Source organism: Alkalihalobacillus trypoxylicola, from assembly GCF_001590785.1.
In the GTDB taxonomy this organism is placed as follows: Bacteria; Bacillota; Bacilli; order Bacillales; family Bacillaceae_D; genus Alkalihalobacillus; species Alkalihalobacillus trypoxylicola.
Genome location: NZ_LTAO01000036.1, coordinates 95,222 through 121,626, shown reverse-complemented (window position 1 = coordinate 121,626; position 26,405 = coordinate 95,222). Strand labels below are relative to the sequence as shown.

23 protein-coding genes are annotated in these 26,405 nt (G+C 35.1%); 20 read left to right on the top strand and 3 right to left on the bottom strand.

The genetic code is table 11. The annotated features are described in order from the left end of the window. Nucleotides 1-38: 38 nt before the first annotated feature. Entirely contained in the window at nt 39-482 is a 444-nt protein-coding gene (locus tag AZF04_RS17065; RefSeq protein WP_061949805.1) for a GNAT family N-acetyltransferase, read from the bottom strand. 572 nt (nt 483-1,054) lie between these two features. On the opposite strand from AZF04_RS17065, the gene AZF04_RS17055 reads away from it, so the two are divergent. Both AZF04_RS17055 and AZF04_RS17050 read left to right on the top strand, forming a co-directional pair. Then, on the top strand, nt 1,055-2,098 hold the full coding sequence (locus AZF04_RS17055; protein WP_061949803.1) for an ArsR/SmtB family transcription factor: 1,044 nt from the start codon (nt 1,055-1,057) through the stop codon (nt 2,096-2,098). Then, entirely contained in the window at nt 2,095-3,369 is a 1,275-nt protein-coding gene (locus AZF04_RS17050; protein WP_061950414.1) for an MFS transporter, read from the top strand. Before AZF04_RS17055 ends, AZF04_RS17050 begins: the two co-directional genes overlap by 4 nt. A gap of 427 nt (nt 3,370-3,796) precedes the next feature. Here AZF04_RS17050 and AZF04_RS17045 read toward each other — a convergent pair whose 3' ends face one another. Both AZF04_RS17045 and AZF04_RS17040 read right to left on the bottom strand, forming a co-directional pair. Next, on the bottom strand, nt 3,797-6,715 hold the full coding sequence (locus AZF04_RS17045; protein ID WP_061949801.1) for a right-handed parallel beta-helix repeat-containing protein: 2,919 nt from the start codon (nt 6,713-6,715) through the stop codon (nt 3,797-3,799). Next, nucleotides 6,712-7,083, bottom strand: a complete 372-nt coding sequence (locus AZF04_RS17040; RefSeq protein ID WP_061949800.1) for a BppU family phage baseplate upper protein — start codon at nt 7,081-7,083, stop codon at nt 6,712-6,714. Before AZF04_RS17040 ends, AZF04_RS17045 begins: the two co-directional genes overlap by 4 nt. A gap of 526 nt (nt 7,084-7,609) precedes the next feature. On the opposite strand from AZF04_RS17040, the gene AZF04_RS17035 reads away from it, so the two are divergent. From AZF04_RS17035 to AZF04_RS16950, 18 genes are all read left to right on the top strand, one after another. Beyond that, nucleotides 7,610-8,323, top strand: coding sequence for a YveK family protein (locus tag AZF04_RS17035; RefSeq protein WP_061949799.1), 714 nt, complete (start codon nt 7,610-7,612; stop codon nt 8,321-8,323). Next, nucleotides 8,313-8,957, top strand: coding sequence for a CpsD/CapB family tyrosine-protein kinase (locus tag AZF04_RS17030; protein ID WP_061949798.1), 645 nt, complete (start codon nt 8,313-8,315; stop codon nt 8,955-8,957). Before AZF04_RS17035 ends, AZF04_RS17030 begins: the two co-directional genes overlap by 11 nt. Before the next feature lie 270 nt (nt 8,958-9,227). Further along, nucleotides 9,228-11,069, top strand: a complete 1,842-nt coding sequence (locus AZF04_RS17025; RefSeq protein ID WP_061949797.1) for a nucleoside-diphosphate sugar epimerase/dehydratase — start codon at nt 9,228-9,230, stop codon at nt 11,067-11,069. Between the two features lie 17 nt (nt 11,070-11,086). After that, on the top strand, nt 11,087-11,959 hold the full coding sequence (gene galU / locus AZF04_RS17020) for a UTP--glucose-1-phosphate uridylyltransferase GalU (RefSeq protein WP_061949796.1): 873 nt from the start codon (nt 11,087-11,089) through the stop codon (nt 11,957-11,959). A gap of 37 nt (nt 11,960-11,996) precedes the next feature. After that, complete coding sequence (locus tag AZF04_RS17015; RefSeq protein WP_061949795.1) at nt 11,997-13,169, top strand: glycosyltransferase family 4 protein; 1,173 nt, start codon at nt 11,997-11,999, stop codon at nt 13,167-13,169. Next, on the top strand, nt 13,132-14,196 hold the full coding sequence (locus AZF04_RS17010) for a glycosyltransferase family 2 protein (protein WP_061949794.1): 1,065 nt from the start codon (nt 13,132-13,134) through the stop codon (nt 14,194-14,196). The genes AZF04_RS17015 and AZF04_RS17010 overlap by 38 nt, the downstream gene beginning before the upstream one ends. Before the next feature lie 14 nt (nt 14,197-14,210). Further along, nucleotides 14,211-15,335, top strand: coding sequence for a glycosyltransferase family 1 protein (locus AZF04_RS17005; protein ID WP_061949793.1), 1,125 nt, complete (start codon nt 14,211-14,213; stop codon nt 15,333-15,335). Next, entirely contained in the window at nt 15,332-16,243 is a 912-nt protein-coding gene (locus AZF04_RS17000) for a glycosyltransferase family 2 protein (protein ID WP_061949792.1), read from the top strand. Before AZF04_RS17005 ends, AZF04_RS17000 begins: the two co-directional genes overlap by 4 nt. Before the next feature lie 24 nt (nt 16,244-16,267). Next, nucleotides 16,268-17,341 (top strand): EpsG family protein, encoded by a 1,074-nt coding sequence (locus AZF04_RS16995; protein WP_061949791.1) that lies wholly within the window; start codon nt 16,268-16,270, stop codon nt 17,339-17,341. 13 nt (nt 17,342-17,354) lie between these two features. Then, nucleotides 17,355-17,969: a sugar transferase gene (locus tag AZF04_RS16990; RefSeq protein ID WP_061949790.1), complete on the top strand. Its 615-nt coding sequence runs from the start codon at nt 17,355-17,357 to the stop codon at nt 17,967-17,969. Next, nucleotides 17,966-18,619, top strand: coding sequence for an acetyltransferase (locus tag AZF04_RS16985; protein ID WP_061949789.1), 654 nt, complete (start codon nt 17,966-17,968; stop codon nt 18,617-18,619). Before AZF04_RS16990 ends, AZF04_RS16985 begins: the two co-directional genes overlap by 4 nt. Nucleotides 18,620-18,647: 28 nt before the next feature. Next, complete coding sequence (locus tag AZF04_RS16980) at nt 18,648-19,793, top strand: DegT/DnrJ/EryC1/StrS family aminotransferase (protein ID WP_061949884.1); 1,146 nt, start codon at nt 18,648-18,650, stop codon at nt 19,791-19,793. Then, a complete protein-coding gene (locus AZF04_RS16975; protein WP_061949788.1) occupies nt 19,786-20,526 on the top strand; it encodes a glycosyltransferase family 32 protein in 741 nt (246 codons plus the stop codon). Before AZF04_RS16980 ends, AZF04_RS16975 begins: the two co-directional genes overlap by 8 nt. Before the next feature lie 12 nt (nt 20,527-20,538). Then, a complete protein-coding gene (locus AZF04_RS16970) occupies nt 20,539-21,783 on the top strand; it encodes a glycosyltransferase (RefSeq protein WP_061949787.1) in 1,245 nt (414 codons plus the stop codon). Between the two features lie 19 nt (nt 21,784-21,802). After that, nucleotides 21,803-22,864, top strand: coding sequence for a glycosyltransferase family 2 protein (locus tag AZF04_RS16965; protein WP_235600017.1), 1,062 nt, complete (start codon nt 21,803-21,805; stop codon nt 22,862-22,864). Next, on the top strand, nt 22,836-24,008 hold the full coding sequence (locus AZF04_RS16960; protein ID WP_061949786.1) for a polysaccharide pyruvyl transferase family protein: 1,173 nt from the start codon (nt 22,836-22,838) through the stop codon (nt 24,006-24,008). Before AZF04_RS16965 ends, AZF04_RS16960 begins: the two co-directional genes overlap by 29 nt. Continuing rightward, on the top strand, nt 24,005-25,240 hold the full coding sequence (locus AZF04_RS16955; protein ID WP_061949785.1) for a glycosyltransferase: 1,236 nt from the start codon (nt 24,005-24,007) through the stop codon (nt 25,238-25,240). The genes AZF04_RS16960 and AZF04_RS16955 overlap by 4 nt, the downstream gene beginning before the upstream one ends. Then, nucleotides 25,209-26,396 (top strand): glycosyltransferase, encoded by a 1,188-nt coding sequence (locus AZF04_RS16950; protein WP_061949784.1) that lies wholly within the window; start codon nt 25,209-25,211, stop codon nt 26,394-26,396. Before AZF04_RS16955 ends, AZF04_RS16950 begins: the two co-directional genes overlap by 32 nt. Nucleotides 26,397-26,405 lie beyond the last annotated feature (9 nt).

Below are 26,405 nucleotides of genomic sequence, written 5' to 3'. Positions count from 1 at the left end.
GTGAAGTGGGGGCTTTTCTGATTTTTATGTTCGCTTTCTTATATCATATAGCCGATCCAGTTTCCTTCTTGTGCCCCGAGTTTTTGGTAAAACCTCTGTGCTTCTTTATTCTCTTTAGCTGTAATCCATGACATATACGCAAATTGATGTGTGCACGTGTACTGTTGACATGCTTGAAATAATTGACGTGCAATCCCCATGCCTCTTTTGTCTTCAATAACGAATAAATCGTTCATAATAGTAACAGGAGCGACCTTCAATGTACTGTAAGTAAAATAAAGAGTTGCAAAGCCGACAATATGATGGTTTTGTAAAGCAATAAACTGAATTCCTTTTTCACTTTGAAAAAAACTTTTAACAAAGGCTTCTAAGTCAGAAAAGTTTGGGGGTGGTTGCTTATAAAATTGAACAATATAGGAATATAAAAGCGGTAAAAAAGGCTTTAAATCAGATGATTCTACAGGACGTATAATCGTGTTCATTGACTCACCTCTCTCAAAGGTAAACGTATCCTTTTTTTCATTTCAAATCAATAAAATTGTCAGAATATTTCTTAAAGGAAAAAGAGCTGAAGCAAGGAGAAGGGTCAGAAGGAAGCACTGCTCAACCGCAATAAAAGGAAAAGAGAGCCGGTGCAAGAGTAGAGTCGAAAGAGGGAGCTCTATTCACCCGAAAAAGGTGGCGGAGCAGGAAAGTGGTCAAAAGGAAGAGCGCTATTCACCTGAAATCAGCGCTGAACATGAAAAGAGGTCAAAAGGGAGCGTCCTATTCACTCGAAATCAGTGCTGAACATGAAAAGAGGTCAAAAGGAAGCGGTCTATTCACCCGAAATCAGTGCTGAACACGGAAAGAGTTCAAAAGAGAGATTCCTTTTGTGGATTTCGACTTAACCTTCTCAATCTACAATATCATCCGTCCTTCCAAGGCTGGTCTTTAATAATATTTCAGCCTGATTAGTTTGGGGTATTTTAATAATATTGGATTTAAATTCGAATATTATTGAATTATCAATTCCAATAATATAGAATGTCTTTTAGAGGGGGAGGTTTTTTCATTGGAATTTTTAGAGGTGACAGGGAGAAAGCGTCAAAACTATGAAATAGAATTTTCTTCATCGGTTTTATGGGAATGTGCTTTAGGAATTGCTGCTATTACTAATCAACCATTGATAGATAGTTTAGAAAAACCGAAAAAGTATTGGGAGAGTATTCGTGAATCTTTTTCGAAAGATATGAAGAAGCATTTGGATTATCTGGAAGCTCACAATACATGGAAGGCTTTGTTATTAACATTACATGCACAAAGCTTTATTTCTTTAAACGAATGGTCTGCATACATAGACAAACTTTCTCATGAAGAATTTAGATATGTTTGTCTACCTTATTTAGGAGAAGGATATCAACTGTATAGAAAAGAAGCAGCGAATAAGAATAAAGAGGCTCTTCGTGAACTTCAATTACAAATAGAACAAGATAATTTCTTGCATAGATATATTGAGTTTATAGGTAACTGTGAGGTAGAAAGGGTAAAGTTCCATATGAAGGAAGTGATGTCTGGTTGGTATGAAGGTGTAGTGAAAGATAAAGAAAGTGAACTAAATGAAGCCTTCAATCTAGATATTCATTTAAAAAAGCAATCATTAAAAAAAATGGAAGCAACAGAATTTGTTAAGTGGGTAACTGGAGGTATTGAATATAAGGCTGAGCCCAGTGTTTACAAGGTGCTACTTATTCCACAATACATTTATCGGCCATGGAATATCGTTGCTGATTTAGAAGGAACGAAAGTGATTTATTATCCGATTTCAAATATAAGTTTAAATCCAGAGGATAAATATGTTCCTGACCAGTTTCTCATTTTAAAGTATAAGGCTTTAGGAGATGAAGTTCGATTACGAATGGTAAAAATGTTATATGAAAAGGATTATTCTTTGCAGCAGTTAACGGATATGCTAGTGCTCGGAAAATCTACCGTGCATCACCATCTGAAATTGCTAAGAAGTGCTCAGCTTGTCAAAAAGAAAGGCTCTCTTTATACTTTGCAAAAGCAGTCATTAGCTCATTTAACGGATGAACTTCAGCATTATTTAAATCAATGAGTAGATTACAAGACAAACCCAAGTCATTATGGAAAAATAAAAGCTTTATGCTCGTTTGGTTTAGCCAAACCTTTTATGAATTTAGTGGGGCTTTAGGTACCTTTTGTTTGTCTATTATCATTTATGAACAGACAGGCTCTCCATTGGCTTTGGGGAGTATGTGGTTAATGTATTTTATTCCCTCATTAGTATTACAATTGTTTATTGGACCTTTCATCGACCGCTGGAGTAGAAAATTTATTTTAATTTTTTCTCAATGGCTAAAAGGCTTTTTATATTGTTTATTATTAGGATTGATAATGTTAGAGGGAAGTTGGATCTGGTCGATTTTTTTCATTCAAGTAATGGTTGGTCTAATTGCGCCCTTATATGCACCAGCAAGCCAAGCGTTATTACCCACTATTGTGAAGGAAGGACAATTAAAGGAAGCCAATAGCAAATTAGATGGTTCTATCAGATTGATGGTTTTTATCGCCCCTATTGGCGGTGGTGCTATTATTCAATATATAGACACCAGCATCTTAATTTTGCTCATCGCGTTGTTATCTATTTTTAGCGGTTATTTATTAATATTCATTAAAGAAGCTACATTTATTTATTTACAAAAAAAGCGCTGGATAGATGACTTTAGAGAAGGAATGAGCCTTTTCTTTAAACAAAAAGCAATGGTATGGTTAGCTATTTTTCTTAGCTTCGTTCAATTTGGCGTTGGAGTAACGATGGTCATTTCTTTACCCTATATAACGACTATCCTTGGAGCTAACTATCATCAGTATGGCTATTTCGTGGCAAGCTTCCCATTAGGGTATGTTCTAGGAAGTTTCATTTGTCACTATATGAGGATAAAAAGCTATCGAAAAGCAATGCTCGGGTCCTTATTTATCGGAGGATTAACTTTTGCGATTTTAACCATTAATCATTCTGTTTATGTTGCGTTTTTAACAGAGGCTATTGCAGGTGTAGCTATGGCTATTTTTAACATCCATAATTTATCTTTATTTCAAAGAATAGTTCCGAATTCTGTATTAGGTAAGATGGCTTCTGTACGTTTATTTTTCATCAGATTTTCAATCCCTTTAGGAGTAGTTGTTGCGACATTGAGCGCAGAAGTGATAGGTGTAAGATATTTGTATTTATTTATAGGTGTTATGATTTGTACGGTTTCTCTGATAGGTCTTATTCTTCCCTATTTCAGATTTTTAGATGATATAAAAGAAAAGAATGAGACAACAATCCCACATTTAGAAACTAAAAAATCTCTCAACACATAAAACGGTCAAAAGGAAAGGCTCTATCCACCGATAGAGCTTCTAAATTAGAAAAAGTGGTTGAAAAGGAAACGAACTTTTCAACTGCAGTAGGAGTAAAAGAGAACGGAGTTTCAAGGGTGAAACAACCTATTTAGCCGAAAACAGCGCTGAATTAGAAAAACGGTCAAAAGAGAGAGTTCTATTCACCCGAAAACAGCGCTGAACCTGAAAAGTGGTCAAAAGGAAGCGGTCTATTCACCCGAAAACAGCGCTGAATTAGAGAAACGGTCAAAAAGAAAGGCTCTATTCACCTGAAAAAGCGATGCAACAAGGAGAAGGGTCAAAAAGAAACGTTGCTTAACCGCAATAAAAGGAAAGGCTCCATAGACCATTTGCCAAGAGATAGAAAAAGCGAAATGGATTCATTCCATTTCACTTTTTTTCAGTTTTATTTTTCGATTAATCCGAAAGGTTTAAATATCGCTTTCTCACCTAATAGTTTCCATACAACAGTTCCATCAACGGCTGATTCTCCCCAATTTCTTTGTGCACTTTGACTGCTTATACCTGTTAGCTGAGATTGATACACTTGGTTAGAGCTGTGAATGAGCTCATTTCGTTCGTAGCTTGTATTAGGCTGCCAAGGTTCGTTGTTGGCAATTCCAGCTTGCACACAAACCCAACCTACATACCCACCTGGTTCTGGGAAGGCATTATAGACGATGTCGCCTTTTGAGTAATAGCCTTTGGCTGGCTCTTCACTGTCGTGGGTTTTAGGATCGTATTTCATAATATTATCTTCTTCTTTTTGTGGTAAAGAAATGTTTTTCCATTGGTTATTACTAGAGATAAATTCCTTTACACTTTTTTTATTGCGATAAAATAAGAGCTGTAAAGGCCTTCCATCAGAGCTAGAATAAATGACATCACTATCTTTTAAAATCATACTAAGAACAGAGCTAACGACCGTAAAGTTACTAGAGATTAAATATTGAAAAGTAGAGTTACGAATATCTATTTTACTGTCTTCAACCGAAATCATTCCATTACCTAATGAATTATTTATTTCTGTATGAATGAGATGGTTAATCGATTTAATCATAAAATCACTATTTATAATTCGGATAAGGGGATTTTCGTATTGAGTATTAATATTTCCGATATATAGATCAGTATCAATAATGGTGCTTTCATTAATCGTTAGCGTTCGCTTTTTCGTATTGAATACGTGGTTTTTTATTTGAGAAAGCTGAAATCTGCAATGCGTAAATGCAACGGATTCTACGTGTGTTCGATCATTTCTAGTTCGACTTTGAATCGTTATATTGTCAAATTGACATCTAAAAAACTCGTAAGAATAAAGCGTAATTTCTCTACGGAGTCCTTTGGCTTCAAAAATACAGCCTTCCATTATATTAGCGGTAATTTGTCCATTACCATTGTAGTAGGAAGTATACTGAATATGATTATTTTTAAATACGGCTTTAGGTGAATCAAATAGACTAATGTTAGAAGGATCAATAAATGTATTGTCTAAAACCTTTATATCATAGCCTGAACCAACTAGCTGAGTCGTACCACCATATAAATAATTACGTTCTATATATATGTGTGATTCTGGAAGGTTTGCCGTCATTAAGCCAACCGTGTTTTGACAACGATAAAGATAATTCCCTGATATTTTAGCAAAAGAAGTACTATAAATATTGATGGCTATTGAATCGACTTGGTAAATATGATTATTCTCAATTTCAATCGAATAACAGCCTACTAAAATTCCATGATTACTGTTATAAATCAGATTGTTTCTAATTACACAATGATCTCCATAAGAATCTTCCTGATTAATTCCATAGCGAGTGGAGTCACTAAAAAGAGGCTTTCCATCTAAAAAGTTATAGCCATTATCTCTTATTATATTGTGTTGAATGATATTATAGCTTCCTCCAGATGTAATTCCACCACGATGTCCATTATAAATTTCATTATGCTCAATCGTATTAAAATTTGGAAATAGTCCCCATCTTATCGTAATATTCATGTTTTTAGATGGATTCGTCTCATTTAGAAACTCTATCCTCAATTTTCGGGCAGTAAGAGGAATCGTAATAGAGGTATAAATTTTTCGATTTCTTAGAGAGCGAAGATATTCATTATTTTCATTATAAAAATGAACATGCACTTCTTTCCGTATAAGAGATGTATGTCTAGCATATCCAAATCCAGCAATTAAAAAGGAAGTATATTCTTGATTAGGAATATCAATAAAACCAGATGTCAGAGCATTTTCTGCTGGAATAAGCGCACCTCTTTGATCGACTGTTTGTAATGATAGGTTCAAATTAAATTCGGCTAAAGTTTGAGGAGAGTCGCTTCTAATTGAAATATTATCCCCCATATAATCTCTAACGACGCAATTTTTTACCGAGCAATGGTTAGAGCCTTTCGTAATAATGACGCCGTACGTATGCTCTTGCCTCCTTTCATTTGGAGAGGAGAAACTTCGATCGTCTCGGCAGCCAATAATGGTTCCCCCCATTAAATGGGCGTTCGTCACATTTTCAAAACTGATGCTATTCCCGATAAAATTGAAATAATCATTCGAGTTTCTCGTGTCAAAAGGAGATGGATGATCGGAATCATAAATCACTTTTAATATAGAGCCATTTAAATGAAGAGTTATGTGACTGAGCATTTTAATTTCTCTTGGATAACAAAGCGCATATTCGCCCTTCGGTAAAAAAACATTTGTTACATTAAGCTCAGCAGCATGGTTTAACGCTTGATTCAGCCCTCGAATATTTTGATCGGCCAATTCATAATCCGTTGCTTGATAGGGCTTAGAAGGTAGCCCATTTGTAATGCCCCAGCGCTCGAGATCAATGACAAACTGAGAAGTATCTAATTCGGGACTTTCATGCTTGTTTGCCTTAGTATCTAGTATATTTTTTAAATCTGTAATTTCGGAAATATCGTGTTGATGATTTCGTTCAGCTTTTTGGGCAACCTGTTGTTTAAAATCAAGCATAAACACCTCAAAACGTTCGCTATCGAGCTTTTCAAGAAGGTGCTTTTCTAATGAATCACTTTTTACATAATTTAAAAGAGAGTCTGCTGTTAATTTAGAGGAAAGACTTTCTAAAATCATCGTATCGTCATATACCTTCGTCTCTTCTCCATTTATGAGTAAAGAGCCGTTCACTTCGGAAGGAGCAATCAGTAAATCTTGTCCACGATTTATGAGAAGATTCCCTTTTTCAGAGCCGATAAAAAGCTCATCTGTATCCGTACAAAAACCTAATTCTCCGATTAATAAAGTAGGTAAATCCTTTTTTAAACCTCGTTTTAATAAAATGGTTTTCTTCATTTAAAATCTCCTCCATCTAAAATGCTTGAGGAATGATTTTGCTGAAGATGGCGAAGCTTAGGATGGATTTTTATCCTCAAGTATTCCTTATTAGGAAAGACTTTGAACTGATTATTTGGACCATAAACCTCAAATTCTGCTTTAAAGGTGCCAGTTAATTCAGTTTGTCCACTATGAAATGTATAAGAGACTGTTCCTTCATTGATTGATTCAATCACGGCTAATTCATCTATTAATAAATTTTGTCGATAATGATCAGTCATGATAAACCTAACCGTACTATTAGATAAATCAATATCAACATCAAAAGACTTTAAAGATAAGGTTAATGTTTGATTGGTACTGCCTTGCTTAAAGTGAAATATCATCTAGATTTATCTCCTCTCCTTTGTAATGGGTATGGTCTCTGTTTCTGTATGTTTTCAATTATTATGAAATTCATTGAATGTTTGTTAATTAACTTGTTGATTGTAACGGTAGGTAGTGACTCCCAAAGGATGAGCGGCGTTTGAAGATCCACTCTGACGAAGCCCTACGTAGTCAGAGTTAGCTGAAAACAAGCCCATGGGAAAGCATCTACCTAAAGTAAAAATCAAAAACCGAATCGTTTCGTTTTTCATTATAAGTTATGAGTTATGAAATCGATTCAAACATATAACTAATTCACTTTATTCAATCAATCAAAAAAGGGTAGGGCTTATGTTTAGGGAAATTAAATTATTTTAAAATAAAAGCATAAAAATCTAATTGACATATTCTTTATAAAGAACTAAAATGAAAATAAGTTTACTGATATTGTTGATAATAATCTTTACTTTCTTTGTATTTGCTTTTTACATATTTTTTTTGGTGTTTATGTTCTTTAATGAGAACAAATGAAGGGTAGGTGGGATAATGGAGAGAGTAACTGGAAGAGAAATAGAGATAAAAAAAATGATAGATGTGATTAAGAAACGACTTTGGGTCATTATATTATTTGTAGTATCGGCCGTCATTCTTGCAGGAATTTATAATCAATTGAATAAACCGATTCCGATTTACGAATCTACTACTAGACTTCTGATTCAAGAAAATACCGACCATTTTGATACTTTACTTGTTTTTTTAACAGAACCACCCATTTTAGAGGAAGTTAAAAACGAGTTGCAGCTGTCTCAATCCATTCAAGCACTAAACAATCAAATTCAAATAGGAAGAGTGGATAATTCTCGAATTGTAACGATAACGGTTCAGGATAGAAGTCAAGAGCAAGCCACTATTATCGCGAATACTCTTTCTAATGTTTATCAACGGGAAGTTGCTTCGACATTAGATTATCATAATATAGATGTTTTTTCTGAAGCTGTTGTTAGTGAAAATCCTGTTCCCGTTAACCCACAAACAAATAATCTAATAAGAATTGCTGCTATAGCAGGTTTCATTCTTGGAATTGGATTTGTGTTTTTGTTGGATAGTCTAGATAATAGGCTCCGCTCTTCAAGAGAGGTAGAACGAATATTAGAGGTACCAGTTCTCGGGACAGTTTCTGTCATGAACAAAAAAACATTATCTAAAAAATCAACAAAAAAATCTAACTCTTCATTAAGAGGTGAAACGATTGGTTCTTAAAAAAAAAATACAGGTGAAAAAACACCCTGATTCACAGATTTCTGAGGAATTTGATCTGATTAGAATGAACATGGAGTTTTCATCGATTGAAAACCAGTGTCGGACTATTGCGATTACATCTGCAAATGAAGGAGAAGGAAAGTCTACAATAACAGCTAACTTAGCTCTTTCATTAGCGGAGGATGGCAAAAGAGTACTTATATTAGATATGAATGTACGAAACCCAGCTATTCATAAAATTTTTCATATTAAAAATAGCCTTGGATTAACAAATGTACTAATTGGTCAGAAGCATATAGAAGAGGTTATTCTACAAACAGGAGACCCGTTAATAGGAGTGGTAGTTAGTGGGCCTATACCATATAATTCAGAGCGACTATATAAATCACCCTTGATGGAGAAGGTTTTAGAAAAAGCAAAACAGCTTTATGATTTTGTATTAATTGACACACCTTCCATTTTAAACGAATCCGATACAAAGGTGATTTCCAGCAAAAGTGAAGGTGTGATTATGATCGTTCAACACGGAAAGACGGAGGATCAATCTGCAATAGAAGCTAAAAAGTTATTACAAATAGCTAAAGCAAAGTTAATAGGAGTCATTGTTAATCGTAGAAGAAAAGTAACATTTTAAAAAAAATGAATACTTTATTTTTTTTAATAAAATCGTTCTTTATTAAGAATGTGCGGAGATGTCTCCTTTCCAATATCGATGGAGATACTCGGTCATACTGTGGGTTAAGTACCTTAGACGTATATCGTCGAAAGTATGATGTGAGGGAGGGTTAGATGCCCATTTTTTTCATTATAGTTAGTAAGGATCTATCGGGATAAGATAGGCCTTTACTAACTATATGATGAAAACAACATAGGATTTGTACTGTATAACGAATGGAGGGGTAATATGAGCTATTATAAGCGATTGGTGTTATTTGTTTCTATTGATTTTATTCTAATTGGATTAGCTATCATTATAAGTGCTTTTTTAGTTGGTACAGAGAATTTAATCGCTGTTCAAGCTCTTATTGGAAATATCATAGCTATTTATGCTTGTTATTATCTTTTATCAATAAAGTATCATTTTTATAAAAAAGCATGGGAATATGTTAGTGTTGGTGAGCTTTTTATCCTATCCAAAACATTATTTCTCTCATTCTTATTTGTGGCTGTCTTTCAGCAGCTCGTATGGGGAGAGGTGTTTTTACGTTTTCTTTTTACAAGCTGGATGATGCAAATGCTCTTAATAGGAGGATCGAGGTTTGTATGGAGAACTTTTCGTGATTCCACCTTTATAAAAGAGATTGATAAAAAACGTACATTAATCATTGGTGCCGGCTCTGCTGGAATGATGGTAGCGCGCCAATTAAAACGAAATAATCCCTCTGAATTTCATGTTGTTTCTTTTATAGATGATGATACACATAAACATCAATTGGAGATTTTAGGAATACCTGTTTATGGTGGGTCGGTTTCTATAAGGAAAGCTGTGGAAGAATTAAAAATTGACCACATTATTATTGCCATTCCTTCTTTGTCAAAAAAGAGGTTACATACTATTTATGAAGAGTGTGCAAAAACAGTAGCAAAAACAAAAATTTTACCAAGGATAGAAGATATCGTGACCGGAAAATTAAATGTTACTCAATTTAGAGATGTAGAAGTAGAGGATTTATTAGGGCGTGAGCCCGTTGAATTAGATATAGATGGAATATCCGAATATATAACGAACAAAACTGTTTTAGTGACGGGAGCAGGTGGCTCTATAGGTTCTGAGATTTGTCGACAAGTATCACAATTTGCACCGAAAACACTAATCCTTTTAGGTCATGGTGAAAACAGTATCTATAGTATTGAAATGGAATTAAAAGAAAACTTTCAAAACAGCTCTATTAAATTCCTAACCGAAATTGCTGATATTCAAGACTCAGAAAAAATGACTCAAATTATGAAAAAGTATCGACCAAGTGTTGTGTATCATGCAGCCGCTCATAAGCATGTTCCTTTAATGGAAAGAAATCCAGAGGAAGCGGTCAAAAACAATATCATCGGAACCAAAAATGTAGCTGATGCAGCGAATTGGAGTGGTGTTGATACGTTTGTGATGCTATCTTCTGATAAAGCTGTCAATCCAACTAGTGTGATGGGAGCTACAAAAAGGTTAGCAGAGATGATTATCCAAGATATAGCGAAAAAGAGCAATACCAAATTTATAGCGGTTCGTTTTGGAAATGTGCTAGGCAGTCGAGGTAGTGTGATTCCGCTTTTTAAAAATCAAATTAAAATGGGAGGTCCTTTAACGGTCACTCACCCTGAAATGGTCAGGTATTTTATGACCATTCCTGAGGCATCCAAATTAGTTTTACAAGCTGGAAGCTTAGCAAGGGGCGGAGAAATATTTGTTCTTGATATGGGCAAACCTATAAAAATCGTTGATTTAGCAAAAAATTTGATTACCTTGTCTGGTCATAATGTTGATGAAATTGGAATAGAGTTTAGTGGGAAAAGAGAAGGTGAAAAGCTGTTTGAGGAATTGCTGAATGAAAATGAAATTCACGATAAGCAGATTTTTCCCAAAATTTATATAGGAAAAGCATCCGAATTATTTATGGAGGAAATTAACGAGGTGATTGAGAACTTTAACCAGCTTGAAGCAATGAAATTAGCGAGTACATTAGTTTCACTTGCAAACAGAAAAGAGAAAACAAAGCTTGAAATGAAGGATAAGGTACTATCAATTCCAGGTTAATAGAAAGTAGGTGGCCTATGAAAATAAAAAAAGCCGTTATACCTGCTGCAGGTTTAGGTACTCGTTTTTTGCCTGCAACAAAAGCAATGCCAAAAGAGATGTTGCCAATAGTCGATAAACCAACTATTCAATATATTGTCGAAGAAGCTATAGATTCAGGAATAGAAGATATTATGATTGTAACAGGAAAAGGAAAAAGAGCGATTGAGGACCATTTTGATTATTCTATCGAACTAGAACAAAGCTTATTAAGTAAAGGTAAATTAGACTTATTAATGGAGGTCCAAAAATCATCACAGCTTGTAGATATTCATTATATACGACAAAAAGAACCAAAAGGTCTAGGGCATGCCATCTGGTGTGCACGTAAATTTATAGGAAATGAGCCGTTTGCTGTCTTGTTAGGAGATGATATTGTCCGTTCTGAAGAGCCTTGTTTAAAGCAATTAATGAACCAATTTGAACAGTACCATTCCTCTATAGTTGGAATAAGGGCAGTAGAGGATAAAGATATTTCTAAATATGGGATTATACAAGGAGAAGAAAAGGAAAAAAGGCTCTATCAAGTAAATCATTTAGTTGAAAAGCCAGCGCTTGAAAAGGCTCCTTCAAATCTTGCTATTTTAGGTAGGTATATTTTAACTCCAGAAATTTTTACGATTCTTGAGAATCAGCAAGCAGGTGCAGGTGGGGAAATACAATTAACAGATGCCCTTGCAAAGCTAGCTCGTATCGAAAAAGTATTTGGATATCAATTTGAAGGTATTCGATATGATGTAGGAGAGAAGCTTGGTTTTATTCAAGCTACGATAGAGCATGCCCTTTTAAATGAAGATTTAAGGGAAGAGCTGCTCCGATTTATGGAAAATCTAGTGAGTCGAGCGGAATAGGCTTTATTTAAAAGCTAAAGTGAGTAGGTGAAGAAGGTTGACTAAAAAAGTATTGTTTTGTGCGACTGTTGATTATCATTTTAAGGCCTTTCATTTACCATATATGAAATGGTTTAAGGAGCAAGGGTGGGAAGTTCATATTGCAGCTGCTGGTAATAACGAGCTCCCTTATACAGATCAAAAATTTACGATACCTATTCAAAGGTCACCTTTTCATTATGGGAACATAAAAGCCTTTTTAGAGTTGAAAAAACTTATTAGATTAAACGAGTATGATTTGGTTCACTGTCATACCCCACTAGGAGGTGTTTTAGCTCGTTTAGCTTCAGTTGATGAAAAGAAGAAGAACGGGTTAAAGATTATTTATACAGCTCATGGCTTTCACTTTTGTAAAGGAGCCTCGGTTATGAATTGGTTAATGTATTATCCGGTAGAGAAGCTATTAGCTCCATTAACTGATTGCTTAATTACCATTAATGATGAAGATTATTTCCTTGCGCTTGCCCATCATTTTAAAACCAGCCGAATTGAAAGAGTTCACGGAGTCGGTGTGGATATGGATAAATATAAACCGATTGATGGAGCAGAGGAGAAGCTTCAGCTTAGACAGAAATTAGGTTATCGTGAGGAGCATTTTTTATTGTTTAATGCAGCTGAATTCAACAAAAATAAAAACCAAAAGCTATTAATTAAAGCATTAGCTACCGTTAAAGATGAGCTTCCGACAGCTCGTCTTTTATTAGCTGGAGAAGGTTCGTTAGTAGAGGAATGTAAAAGACTTGCTTACACGTTAGGGGTAGAAAAACAGGTTGATTTTCTAGGGTTTAGAAAGGATATTGTAGAACTATTACGAATAAGTGATGTCGCTCTTGGCTCAAGCTTTCGGGAAGGTCTTCCGGTAAATATACTTGAGGCTATGGCTTGTAGGCTTCCTTTAATTGTTAGCGATAATCGCGGGCATCGTGAGTTAGTGATGAATCAAGTGAATGGCTTTCTTGTGGCTCAGCAAGATGAGCGGGAATTTGGTCAACGTCTTTTAGAATTATTTAAGAATGAAAATATAAGAAATGAATTTGGTTTGAATAGCTTTGCTCACTGCCAAAGTTTTTCTTTAAAGAATGTCTATCAAGAGTTAGGAGCTATTTATTCCAGTTATTTAGTGGGGGAGTACCATGAATCCGAAAGTAAGTATTATCGTGCCCATTTATAATATGGAACGGTATTTAGCAAGGTGTTTAAAAAGCTTGGTTTCACAGTCGTTGCAGGAAATAGAAATCATTGCTATTAATGATGGCTCAACTGACAACAGCTTAAAAATACTAGAAGGATTCTCGAAAACGGAGGAACGTTTAATCGTTGTTAATCAAGATAATCGAGGAGTATCTGCTAGTAGAAATAAAGGGATTGAATTAGCTAGAGGGCAATTTATAGGCTTCGTTGATCCAGATGACTGGATAGAGAAAGACATGTACCAAAGAATGTATGAAGAAGCGATTCGAGGCAATTTGGAGGTTGTTATGTGCTCTTACATTCGTGAGTTCGGTGAACATTCACGAATCAAGGATTATCATTTACCTGAAGTAACGTTGTATGAGAATGAAGAGGTAAGCCAAATCGTAAAACGGTTAATAGGTCCTGTCAATGAAGAGTTGTCAAGTCCCGACTTTCTAGACGCATGGGGAACGATTTGGTCTAAGCTCTATAAAGCAAAAATCATAAAAGAGCAAAAAATTAAATTCATAGATTTAAATCTAATAGGGACAAATGAAGATTCATTATTTAATCTTCATGTATTTTTTTACGTGAAAAAGTTTATGTTTATTCATAAGCCTTACTATCATTATTGGAAGGAAAATGATGCTTCTTTAACAACGAAGTATAAAACCGACTTACAAAAAAAATGGAACTATTTATATGAAATAATAGCTCTTTTTATAGAAGAAAAACAGCTCTCAGAAGAGTACATTCAGGCTTTAAATAACCGAGTTTGTTTAAATACTTTAGGTCTTGGACTAAATGAAATAAGCTCTACGAATGAAGCTTCGTTTAGAGAAAAAATTCTATGTATCAAACGACAGCTAAATGAACCATTTTTAACAGAAGCCTTTAGACATTTTGAGTTAAAGCATTGCTCAATTGTATGGAAGGTTTTTTATTATTGTGCACAAAAGAGAAAAGCAACAAGCCTTTTTTTATTATTACTATGTATTGAAGCAATGAGGAAAATGAAACGGTAGAAGGAGGGAGAGCATTGAACCCTATTCGAATACTTCAAGTCGTCACGGTTATGAATCGCGGTGGATTAGAAACGATGCTGATGAATTATTATCGTCAATTAAATAGAAAAGACATTCAGTTTGATTTCATGGTACATAGAGAGCAAGAAGGTCACTATGATCAGGAAATAGAAAACTTAGGGGGAAGGATTTTTAGAATGCTTCCTATTAGACCTGGGAATTATCGAAGTTATTTTAAGCAATTAAATCAATTTTTTAAAGAACATCCCTATTATCAAATTGTTCATGCTCATATAAATGAAAACAGTGCCTTTATTTTAAGGGCTGCTAAAAAAGCTAATATTCCTCATCGAATTGCTCATAGTCATTTAAGTGATTTGCAGCTAGATTTTAAATATCCATTTCGGTTGTATGCAAGAAAAGTATTGGAAAATCAGCCGACCGACTATTTTGCCTGTTCTAAAAAAGCAGGAAGGTGGCTTTTTTCAAAAAAAGATCACACCTTAGAAAAAATGAAGGTTTTGCATAATGCTATAAATATAGAGCATTTTCAATACAATACTAGAAAAAGAGATCAGATTAGAAAGCAGCATGGACTAAAAGGGAAATTCGTAATAGGGCATGTTGGTCGATTTAACAAACAAAAAAATCATTCATTTATACTGGAGATTTTTAAGGAGTTATTAAATGAACACCCACAATCGGTATTAGTTTTAATAGGAGATGGAAATTTGCGTGAAAAAATAGAAAAAAAAGCTATTGCTATTGGTTTATTACCACATATTCGTTTTCTTGGTGTGTGTGAGAATATTTCTGATATGATGCAAGGCTTTGATGTTTTTCTTTTCCCGTCACTATATGAGGGGCTTCCTGTTGCTTTAGTTGAAGCACAGGCAGCGGGGCTTACTTGCTTCGTCTCAGATCGGGTGACAAAGGAAGCAAATATAACGGGGGCATTAAAGTTTTTAAGCTTAGAAGAGAGGGCAAAAAGCTGGGCAAATTATATGGTTCGTGCAAACCATGAGCGGTTAGAAACCACTCAGCTACTAAAGGAAAAGGGATATGACTCGAATACAATGGCAAAATGGCTTTCACAGTATTATATGACGAAATCGAGAAAGGCTTTGAATGATTCATGACAGAAAATAAACTCCCGCTCTTAACGGTTTTTACACCAACCTATAATCGAGCGTATACGTTAAATCAGTGCTATGAAAGCTTGAAAAGGCAGTCATCGAAGGAATTTATTTGGTTAATTATTGACGATGGATCCAGTGATGGAACGAAAGAGTTAGTAGAGAAATGGATATGTGATAACGATATTCAAATTCAATATGATTATCAGGAAAATCAAGGAATGCATGGAGCTCATAATAGAGCGTATGAGCTTATATCAACTGAACTGAATGTTTGTATCGATTCTGATGACTACCTGCCTGATCAAGCGGTGGAAAAAATCAATCATTTCTGGAGGGAGAATGGATGCGAAGAATATGCTGGAATTGTTGGACTGGATGCTAGCAAAGGTGGCCAAATAATTGGAACTAGACTTCCGAAATTCTTAAATGACTCTACACTAACTGACCTATATAGCAAACATAAAATGAAGGGAGATAAGAAGCTTGTATATCGAACGGAACTAATGAAACAAATCCCTCCTTACCCGATTTTTGAAGGAGAGAAATACTGTCCACTCAGCTATAAATACATAATGGCCGACCAAATTTGTCCGCTACTTATTTTGGATGAGGTACTTTGTATTGTTGAATATTTAGAGGACGGATCTAGCTTAAATATGATTCATCAGTATAAAAAAAACCCAAGAGGCTTTTCCTTTTTTAGAAAGAAGGCAATGGAGTTTGCTCCCAACTTTAAAGACAAATTGAGAGAGTCTATTCATTATGTATCTAGTAATTTATTAATGAAAAATAAACGTTACTTACTAGAATCACCTTGTAAGATGACAACAGTTATTGCAAGTCCTGCTGGTTTGGTTTTATACCTTTTTTTAATCAAAACAAAAAAAGCGACCATTGTAAAAAAATAACTTCATTAAAAAAGGAGGGCGCATATGACGATTCTTTATTTTAATTTAGCTTTTGTATATGCGTCATCTTTGTTAGCAAGGATAGTAGGACGTCCGAATGACTTAAAACCATCTTTTATAAGCCCAAATATATTTTTCGTAGGTATCGCTATTGCTTGCTTGGCTTTAATTTCAGGACTTCGTAATAATATAGGTGATACTTATTATTACATGCATTCTTATCGGGAATTTGATTTTACTTGGGATAATATTGGGAGCTCAGGAGACTTTGGCTTCAATATGCTGCAAATGCTACTGCAGCAATGGACAAAAGACCCACAACTATTACTCATCACAACAGCTGTTTTAACGAATCTGTTAATTGGTGTTACGTTATACAAATACTCTCGTCTAATAGAGTTAAGTTTGTATGCCTATATTACAATGGGCTATTTTTTAGTTTCAATGAATGGAGTCAGACAATATTTAGCAGCAGCTATTATTTTTGCAGCGACGACCTACTTACTAAAAGGCGATTGGAAAAAATATATGTTGGTCGTTTTAATCGCTTCAACGATTCATCAAACAGCCCTTATTTTAATCCCTATTTATTTTATTGTAAGAAGGCCAGCTTGGTCGAAAATGACTTTATTAATGCTCACCTTTACGATTTTAATTGTTTGGGGATTTAATGGGTTTATGGAATTACTTTTTTCTTTAATAGAGGGAACAAAATACGCAGGCTACCGCGACTTTCAAGAGGGTGGAGCCAGTTTGATTAGAGTAATTGTTGCAGCTATCCCATTAGGGCTAGCTTTTTTAGGTCGAGAGAAATTGAAGGAGCTTTTTCCTCAAAGTGATATCATCGTCAACATGGCTCTTTTAGGTGTGATTTTTATGATGATTTCTACTCAAAATTGGATTTTTGCTAGATTTTCAATTTATTTTGGACTTTATCAATTAATTCTTCTCCCTTGGATTGTGAAGCTTTTTATTAAAAAGGATCAAAAGCTTATTTATTATGCCATCATTGTTTGCTATTTTTTATATTTTTTCTATGAGCATGTTCTATCCTTAAACATCAACTATAGAAGTGATTATATCCATTTATCGCTTTGAAAGGAGGAATGATATGAAAAGAATAATTGATATTTTAGCTGCAAGCATACTGTTGATTATCCTAGCGCCTCTTATTGGGTGCATAATGCTACTAATTAAATTCAAGCTTGGTTCTCCTGTTTTTTTCAAACAATTACGACCTGGTTTGAATGCAAAACCATTTACATTATATAAATTGAGAACGATGACCAATGAAAAAGACAGAAGTGGATTTTATTTAACTGATTCTAAAAGATTAACGCCAATTGGTCGCTTTTTAAGAAAGTACAGCTTAGATGAATGGCCTCAGCTTATTAATGTACTAAAGGGAGAGCTAAGTTTAGTAGGACCACGTCCACTATTAATGGAATATATCCCACTTTATTCTGAAGCCCAGCTTAAACGGCATGATGTTAAACCAGGAATAACGGGGTGGGCGCAGGTTAATGGACGAAATAGCACGACATGGGAAAAGCGATTTGAATATGATTTATGGTATGTAGAAAATCATTCCTTTCTTCTAGATATCAAAATTTTAGCTATGACCGTAAAAAAAGTTTTTCGTTCTGAAGGCATTAATCAATCTGAGCAAGATACCATGGAGCGCTTCAAAGGTATTCAAGCTAAAGTGAGTGGTGGTCAAGAATGAAGGTTGTCATTATAGGGGCCGGTGGTCATAGCAAGGTTATACAAGATATGATACGTCTGAATGGCAAAGCTAAGCTTATTGCTACATTAGATGATCAATTTGACCGCTTGATTAAAAGAAATGGCATTTATGAGGGACCAATTGCTGCAAAGGATCAATTCATTAAAAGACATAAACAACTAAAGTTTGTGATAGGTATTGGAGATAATGAGATTCGTAGAATAATGACTAAGCGACTAGCTTTAGAAGAAGAGCGTTATGTTTCTATCATACACCCCAGAGCATGTGTAAGCTCTGGAGCTTCTATCGCAAATGGAACGATTATCATGCCATTTGCTGTTATTAATACAGGAGCGATAATAGGAAAACACTCTATTATTAATACAGGAGCTGTCATTGAACACGATAATGATTTAGGTGACTATGTCCACATTTCACCGCGAGCTACTTTAACGGGTGGGGTTTCTGTAGGAGAAGGAACACATATAGGAGCGGGAGCTATTGTTATCCCTAAAATCCGAATTGGGAGCTGGGCAATTGTTGGAGCAGGATCAACGGTTATTAATGACATTCCTGATCGTTGTACAGCGGTAGGAATTCCGGCAAAAGTTAAAAAGAAAGGAGGAGAGTGGCTTGCCCAAAATCGTTAAGCATCCTATTTATCTTTCTCCCCCTCATATGAGTGGTGGGGAGCAACAATATATTAAAGAAGCCTTTGATACCAACTGGATTGCTCCACTCGGTCCGAATGTAGACGCCTTTGAAAGAGAGGCTGAGAACTATTTAGGAGTAAAAGGAGCGGTAGCAGTAAGCTCAGGAACAGCAGCTATTCATTTAGCTCTAGCTTTACTAGAGATTAAAAGAGGGGACATTGTTTTTTGTTCTAGTTTAACCTTTGTCGCAAGTGCCAATCCCATACTATATTTAGGAGCGAAGCCGGTATTTATTGATTCAGAGCCAGAAACGTGGAATATGTCACCTAGAGCATTAGAGAAGGCCTTAATTGATTCAGCAACAGCTGGTATTCTTCCGAAAGCGGTAATCGTTGTTAACCTCTATGGTCAAAGTGCTAAAATGGATGAAATTCAAGCATTATGTAACGCCTATCAGATTCCAATTATAGAGGATGCGGCAGAATCTTTGGGAGCTCAGTACCGAAATCAACACAGTGGAACCTTTGGTGAATTTGGGATTTTTTCATTTAATGGAAACAAAATTATAACCACCTCAGGAGGCGGAATGCTCGTTTCCAATAATGCTCATGCTATTAAAAAGGCTCGATTTTTAGCAGCACAAGCTAAAGATCAAGCGCCTTTTTATCAGCATAGTCAGTTAGGTTATAACTATCGTTTAAGTAATATTTTAGCTGGGATTGGTCGTGCTCAGCTACCACTTTTAGAGGATAGAGTTCATAGGAGAAGGAAGATTTTTCAAACCTATTTTGAGCATATAAATAAGTATGAAGGAATTACATTTATGCCGGAGCCTTCAGAAATGCTGTCAACGAGATGGCTGACCGTTATGACGATTGATGAGCAGAAGCTAGGCGTAACTTCTCAATTTCTCTTGAATTCTTTAAATAAAGAAAATATAGAAGCGAGACCCGTATGGAAGCCATTGCATCTTCAACCACTTTTTAAAGATTGTTCCTATTATGCTCATAGTGAGGAAGAATCAATTTCGGACATCCTTTTCACTAATGGAATTTGCTTGCCCTCAGGCTCTAATTTGACAAACGAAGAGCAGGAAACAGTCATTGAATGCATACGAAAGGCTATTGAAGTCACTGGAGTATCAGACCAAGGAGTCACTCTATATGGATGAAAATAGATATATTCCTAAAATCATTCATTATTGCTGGTTTGGTTCTCAAGAAAAGCCTAAAATGGTTCAGCAATGTATGGATAGCTGGAAAAAACAGCTACCAACCTATCAGTTTAAAGAATGGAATGAAGAAAATTTTAATATGAATCAAAATCAATATGTTTCGCAAGCATTTGCAGCAAAGAAGTTTGCTTTTGTAAGTGATTATGTGAGAGTTTATGCGTTATACCATGAAGGTGGCATCTATTTAGATACAGATGTAGAGGTATTTCAAAGCTTTGATCCGCTTTTGAAGCATCATTCTTTTTGGGGATTTGAACAGGAACATTTCATTGCAACGAGCACGATTGGATCAGTGAAAGGAAATCAGTGGTTTAAAGACTTTTTAAATATGTACGATAGAATGCCATTTCTTTTAAATGACGGTTCATATAACGAGTTAACCAATGTTGCTCTAATCACAAAAAAACTAGAAGAAGAAGGATTGGTAAGAGATGGTCACTTTCAAGAGCTAAAGAATATTGGCGCCTTTTACCCACAAGAGTATTTTTCTCCTTATGATTATATTAATTGTAGAAATCTATCATCTGAAAAAACCTATACTCTTCATCATTTTCATAAAAGCTGGTTGCCTTTAACGGCAAGGTTAAAAGGAAATATTAAAAAAACAGCGGCGAAATGGATTGGAGGAGAAAATATAAAAAGAATAAGGGAAATGGTATTAAGAAATTAAAGGTGATGATATATGAAGAATATTTTAGTTGCCTCCTACGATTTAGAAATTGGTGGAGTGGAAAGAAGCTTAATTAGTCTTTTAGATACGATGGATGTTAATCGCTATAAATTGGACCTTATGCTATATAGACATCAGGGGGAGTTTTTGAATTTTTTAACCCCAAATGTTCAGCTTGTGGAAGAGATTCCAGCATATACAGCATTTAGGAAATCGATTAAAGTGCTTCTTCAAGAAAAACGGTATTTATTAACTTTTACTAGATTGCTTGCTAAAGCTCATTGTAGCTTAATAGCCAAATGGAGGAGCTATCAAGAGCCCGGTTATTATCAAATGCAATTAATGTGGAAATATGCAGTTCCGTTTCTACCTACTGTTAAGAAAAAATATGATGTAGCCATTAGTTATTTATGGCCACATGATTGTGTGGCCTATAAAGTGAAAGCGAAGCAGAAAATAGCGTGGATTCATACCGATTATTCACAGCTTGAAATAAATAAAGAGCAGGATTTGAAAATTTGGAAATGCTTTGATTGTATTATTGCTGTGTCAGAAGCTTGTAAAGACGCCTTTTTAACGATTTATCCGCAATTAAGTAAACGAGTGGTCGTGATGGAGAATATATCAGCACCTGAATATATAAAAAAAATGGCTCTAAAAGATGAAAGAAATGAGATGACCAAAGATCCGCGATTTAAGCTATTGACGGTCGCTAGGCTATCACAGGCAAAGGGAATCGATTTAGCGATTGAGGCGATGCGAACTCTAAAAGAAAGAGGCAATCATTTCGTTTGGTATGTGGTCGGTTATGGAGGGGATGAAGAGCACATTCGCTATTTAATAAAGAAATATCGGTTAGAGGAAGACTTTATTTTATTAGGGAAAAAAACGAATCCGTACCCATACATGAAAGCTTCTGATGTATATGTTCAGCCATCCAAATATGAGGGGAAGGCTTTAACTGTAGTCGAAGCTCAAATCCTTAGTAAACCTGTATTGATTACTAATTATCCAACGGCTAAAAGTCAAATCGAAAATAATATAGATGGACTCATTTGTTCAATGGATGCAGAGGGCCTCATTGCAGGTATAGAGCGCCTTTTTGAAGATAAAGAACTTCGTCAAAGCTTACAATTCAATTGTTTACAGAAAAACTATCATAATACTCAAGAATTAAATAAGCTTTATCAATTAATAGACGGAGATTCAAATGGGGTAGGAAGCCTGCCTCATGAGCGAGTAAGGGAAGTGCTGTGATGTGATGGAGCCCATTAACATGAGTATTATCATCCCTGTTTATAACGCGGAAAAATACCTTTCAGACTGCATCGAATCCTTACTAGCTCAATCATTAGCGAGCTGTGAATTTTTATTTATTAATGATGGGTCGACCGATCGAAGCCGAGAGATTATTGAGAGTTATCAAAAGGAAGATACTAGAATTCAACTCTTTAATCAAGAAAATCAAGGTGTAAGTGAAGCGAGGAATCATGGCCTTCTAAAAGCAAAAGGTCATTATATTGGCTTTGTAGATAGTGACGATTATGTAGAAAGCGATATGTTTCAAAGGATGTATGAAGAGGCCTGCTATCAGAATGTAGATATTCTTTTCTCACCGTTTGAGGTCGAAATCGAACATCAATCAACTGTTGTTTTTTACCCTTTTGAAAAGGATAGAAGACTCAATAAAGAATATATAAAGAGAGTCATTTTACCATACTTTCTTAAAAGTGATTCATTAAATTCAGTTTGCAATAAAATTTATAAAAGAAGTCTTGTAAATAAGAGGAACATTCAATTTCCCACACATATAGCTTTGGGAGAAGACGGTCATTTTAATATGGCTTTTTTTAATACCGCTAAAAACGCTTTTTACCTTGATTATTGTGGCTATCATTATCGAGATGTAAAAGGAAGTGCTACAAGAAATATAGAGAAGCATAATTATTTTCATCAAGCCATTCTGCTATATGAAAGTAAGCTCCCAGAAGGACTTGAGAGCAGCATTGAACCAAAAGAAGTGAAACGACTTAAAAAGGAAAAATTAGCGAGAAGTGTATGGTCTTTTATCCATTTTTATTTTCAACGAGAGAACGTAGAATCATGGAGTAAAAGTTATAAAAGGGTAAAAAATATGATCTCGCATCCTATTGTGATAGAAGCATTTTCTAGCTTTTCAACTGAGCATTATTCAAATTTTAATAGATATGAAAAAGTCATGTTTTGGTTGACGAAATATAAATGTGTTACGGGGTTATATGTATTAACAGCTTATAGTCGTATGAGAAATCGAAAAAGGAGGGAAAACCATGAACATCCTAATGTTCGCCCATCATAGTAGTCAAAATAGGGGTTGTGAAGCTATTGTTCGCTCAACCAACTCCTTAATTAAACAAAAAATAGCAGGAGCTAAAACCTATTTAATTTCAGAAAAGCCAGAAACCGATCAGATGCATATTGATTTAGATGCTATTTATAATGGGGAAAAGAAAACAATTCCTAAATTCTCGTATCCATGGTTTATTTCCTATCTAAGAATGAAGCTATTGAATGATGAATCCTATGCTTTGAGTAAGATAGAGGAAAATACGATTAAACATATAAAGGATATGGACATTTGCTTATCGATTGGTGGAGATAATTATTGCTATGGTGAGCAGCCAGGCTGGTATGAAATTGATCGAAAAATAAAGCAGCAAGGAAGAAAGCTAGTCCTTTGGGGATGTTCAATTGGAGAAGAGGATCTTTCTGAAAAGAAGCTTGAGGATTTAAAAAATTTTGACCTCATATTAGCTCGTGAATCCATTACGTATGAAACGCTAAAAAAGTATGGTTTAAATCAGGTTAAATTGTGTGCCGACCCAGCTTTTACGATGGAGAAGGAAGAGCTACCATTGCTTGAAGGCTGGCAGGAGGAGAATACAATTGGGGTGAATTTTAGTCCGCTGATGATCAAAAGAAACCCCCAATCCAAAATAGCAGTTAGGAAATTAATCGAGCATATCCTACAAACAACCTCGATGACCATTGCTCTCACTCCGCATGTCATACAGGAAAATAATGACGATTTTATCTTATTGAAAGAGCTTTATCAAGAGTTTAAGAGTTCCAATAGAGTTTTGCTTATACCGAACGATTTAAATGCTATTCAATATAAAGGCTACATATCGAGAATGAGGTTTTTTATCGGGGCAAGAACTCATGCAACAATCGCTGCTTATTCGACGAATGTTCCAACTCTTGTATTAGGATATAGTGTGAAATCGAGAGGGATTGCGAAGGATTTATTTGGAGAGGAAAGGTTTGTACTGGGCGTAGATGAGCTTTCGGATATAAATAAGCTTCTGAAGCAATTTGATTTATTATATAAAGAAGAAGATGTAATTAAGAAACAATTAGAGAGCAGAATTCCAGAAATGAAACAATTGTCTACAGTGTCCGTTGATTACTTAATGGAACTAGCGGGTGGTGGTGAAGGATGAAAAAAAACTTACTATTCATCATTCCGAGCTTAACCGTCGGAGGAGGAGAAAGGAGCTTAATCAATTTATTATCCGTATTAGAATGGCGACATTATCAAGTTGATTTGCTTTTACTTCATCAAGAAGGAACGTTTGTGGAGTGCCTTCCAAAAGAAGTAAATGTGTTACCATTACCTGATTGCTTTCGAACCTTCTCTCTACCATTTTCTCAATCGATGATCTCTTTTATTCGAAAGGGGAAACGTTCGTTTGCGCTTGATCGATTTAAATTTATGCTTCTAAATAGAAGTCATTTGAACACCTCTCAAAAAGAACAGAAAGGCTGGAAATATATCTCTAAATCCTTAGATATCCTCGATAAGGAATATGATGTGGCAATCGGTTATTTAGAAAAAACGGCTACTTATTACTGTGTCGATAAAGTAAAAGCGAAAAAAAAAATCGGCTGGGTGCATACGGATTACAACAAGCTAGGAGCAGACCAATCCTTTGATTTATCTTATTTTAAAGAACTCACTCATATCGTGACCGTTTCAGAAAAATGTGCGTCTATATTAGCTCAATCTTTTCCGACTGAAAAAGAAAAAATAAACGTCATCTACAACATTAATTCCCCATTCATGATTCATAAGGCAGCTAATCAGAAAGTAAGCGTTAAAAAGACGAAAAATGAGACCTTTGGAAAAACAATTGTTTCTGTCGGTCGATTACATAAAGAAAAAGGCTTTGAAATGGCGATAGAAGCAAGTCGGTTGCTCGTGGAGAAAGGATACGTTTTTAAATGGAAGATTATTGGAGATGGGCCGGAAAATTCTTCATTACAAAAGCTAATAAATAAACACCAATTAGAAGATTATGTACAATTAATGGGTCTTCAAGCAAATCCATATCCTTTTATCAAGCAGGCAGATATCTATGCCCAAACTTCTAAGTATGAGGGGAAGTCTATTGCTATTGATGAAGCAAAAATATTATTTAAACCAATACTAGTAACCAATTTTGAGACAGCAAGTGATCAAATCAATCATGAAAGGACTGGATTAATAGTTGAAATGGATCCAGCTTCGATTGCCCTTGGAATTGAGAGACTAATGAATGAACCAGAGTTAACTAAACGTTTTATTCACTCTCTCAAAAAAGAGCCTGATTCAATAAAAGGTGAGTTAGGTAAATTTTACGAGTTGATAGAAGGGGTGAAAAATGAAGAAAAATCTTTTATTTGTCATGAATAATCTGCATTGCGGAGGTGCTGAAAAAGCTCTCATATCTTTATTAGAAAATATTGATTATCAACGGTTCTCTGTGGATTTACTTCTATTCAAAAAGGATGGACTTTTTTTAAGAAATGTAACTAAAGAAGTACAAATATTGAAGGAGCCCAATGCTTTTTCTTTTTTTGATCAACCGATAACTTCAGCTCTGTCAAAAGCATTTAAATATAAACAATGGAAGCTAATCTGTTCTAGATTGCTCGCTGGTATGGTATTTAAAACAGAGTCAAACCCTGCAAAATGTGAGCAAAAGGTTTGGAAATATCTTTCAAAAAATATGGAATGCTTAGAAAAAGAGTATGATGTAGCGATTGGATATTTAGAAAAAAATCCAACCTATTTTGTGATTGAAAAGGTAAAAGCGAGAAAAAAAATTGGCTATATTCATAATGACTATCTTAAATTAGGAATGGACCCAAAAATAGATACAGCTTTCTTCCGGCAATTAGATTATATTGTGACGGTTTCGGAGGAATGTGCCAAGGTGCTACAACACGTATTTCCAGAACAGCAAAAAAAGATAAAGGTTTTGTACAATATTGTTTCTCCCCCTACGATTCAAAAGCTTGCTAACGAGAAAATTGAGATGGTAAAAGCTGAAAAAACGCTCATTTCCATTGGTAGACTTACCGAGCAAAAGGGCTATGATTTGGCTATACTCGCCTGTGAGCAATTAGTAAAAAAGGGTCTCTCAATAAAATGGTATGTGGTTGGTGAAGGGGAAAAGAGAAAAGAGCTAGAGCAGATGATTCGAGATAAACAATTACAGAAGCATTTTATCCTCCTTGGGTTAAAGGAAAATCCCTATCCTTATGTGGAAGCAGCCGATATTTTTGTCCAGACTTCTAGATTCGAAGGAAAGTCGATTAGTATTGATGAAGCAAAGGTATTACAAAAGCCTATTTTGGTGACTAATTTTAGTACAGTAAACGATCAAATACAACATAAAGAGAATGGATATATCGTAGAAATGAATCCAAACGCGATTTGTTTAGGTTTGGAGGAGCTTTTTGAGAATGAAAAATTAAGAACCCATTTGGTGAGTCAACTTGCCAATCAATCATTCCAAACAGAGGTGGAAATGAACAAGTTTTATCACCTATTTGAAGTAGGGTAAAGGAGAGCA